The sequence below is a fragment of the Dietzia sp. SYD-A1 genome (genome assembly GCF_015356725.1).
Lineage (GTDB): Bacteria > Actinomycetota > Actinomycetes > Mycobacteriales > Mycobacteriaceae > Dietzia.
The window spans coordinates 1-1,374 of sequence record NZ_JADDKI010000568.1 but is presented as its reverse complement, the minus strand read 5'-3'; the positions used below and the strand labels follow the sequence as shown (position 1 = coordinate 1,374).

Annotated in this window: 1 protein-coding gene; it reads right to left on the bottom strand. The window is 72.7% G+C overall.

Going from position 1 to position 1,374, the window contains the following annotated elements:
• Positions 1-1,096 (bottom strand): ATP-binding cassette domain-containing protein (locus IY392_RS17015; RefSeq protein WP_194861875.1); only part of this gene is annotated, 1,096 nt, incomplete at its 3' end.
• Positions 1,097-1,374 lie beyond the last annotated feature (278 nt).

The window sequence follows — 1,374 nt, the reverse complement described above, 5'->3', positions numbered from 1 at the left end:
GCGCCGGCCCGACCAGGTGAATCCGGCCGGCCACGGGATCGACGGCGTCCACCACGATCCGGCCCGCCGGCAGCGCGGGGTCGGGCATCGGGATCCGCAGGAGGTCCTCGCGGCGGACGGCTGCGTCGGCGGCGCGCATCCGCTCGCGCGCCTGCTCGACTCCGTGGTCGTGTACCGCGCGGCGCCTGCCCGCGGACTCCTGGGCGGAGCTACGGCGCGCGTTCATCAGGATCTTGGGCATCCCGCCGGCGGCCTGCACCCGGCGTCCCTGCGCGAGTCGACGGCTCGCCTTCTCCATCCCCTCGATGCGGTCCCGCTTCTCGGTGCGCCACTCGTTGCGGGCACCCGACAACGCCTGCGCGGCCGCGGATTGTTCGGCCTCGATCACCTCCCGGTACAGCGAATACGGCCCGCCGAACACCCTGCACCGCCCGGACCGCACCTCCACCGTGGCATCGACCCGCTCGAGCAGCTCCAGGTCGTGGCTCACCACCACGGCGATCCGCCGTCCCGTCGAGACGAACCTCTCGAGCGCCGTGAACACCCTCGCCCGGGCGCGGTGGTCGAGGTTGTTGGTCGGCTCGTCCACCAGCAACACCGTCGGCTGCGCGAGGAGCCTGCCCGCGAGTGCCGCGAGCGCGCGCTCCCCGCCGGACAGCTCGACCACGGGTCTGCCCAGATCGGTGGGCAGGCCGAGGTCGTCGAGCAGCGCACGGGTCCGCTCGGCCACCGACCAGTCGTCCCCGACGCAGGCGAAGTCGTCGTCGCTCCCCTCCCCGGCCTCGATCCGCGCCAGGGCGGCCAGCCGAGCGGCCACCCCCAGTTCGTCGGCGAGAGTGCGCCGTGAGGGGGCGTCGACGAGCAGCTGCGGCAGGTACGCGACGGTGGGTGGACGAGCGGCCTCGCCGTCGACGGAGATCGACCCCGCGGACGGCGAGAGTTCATCCGCGATCAGGCGCAGCAGGGTGGATTTGCCCGCGCCGTTGCGGCCGACCACGGCGGTGAGACCGGGACGCAGGGCGAGGTCGAGCCCGGAGAAGAGTGGGGTGCCGTCGGGAAACGCGTACGCGACGTCCGACAGGACGAGGAAAGACATGTGTGCTCCAGGGAGGTGGCGGATGGGCCGGGTCTCACCTGGGGTCGAGCACTGTCCTGGGGTCTCCTCGTGTCTACTGCTCAGCCGGCGCCCCCCGCAGCCGGGATCTCTCCGCGGTCACGTCGTGCGCCTGCCGACTTCCGCTGTGCAGATTACGCCCGGGGGCCACAGGGGGCAAGGGTCACCTCGCCCCCGGGCGTCATCTGGTCGTGGCTACTGCGGATCAACCGCCGAATCGCCGCAATAGACACGACCAAAACCCGCGGGGCGGGGCGGAG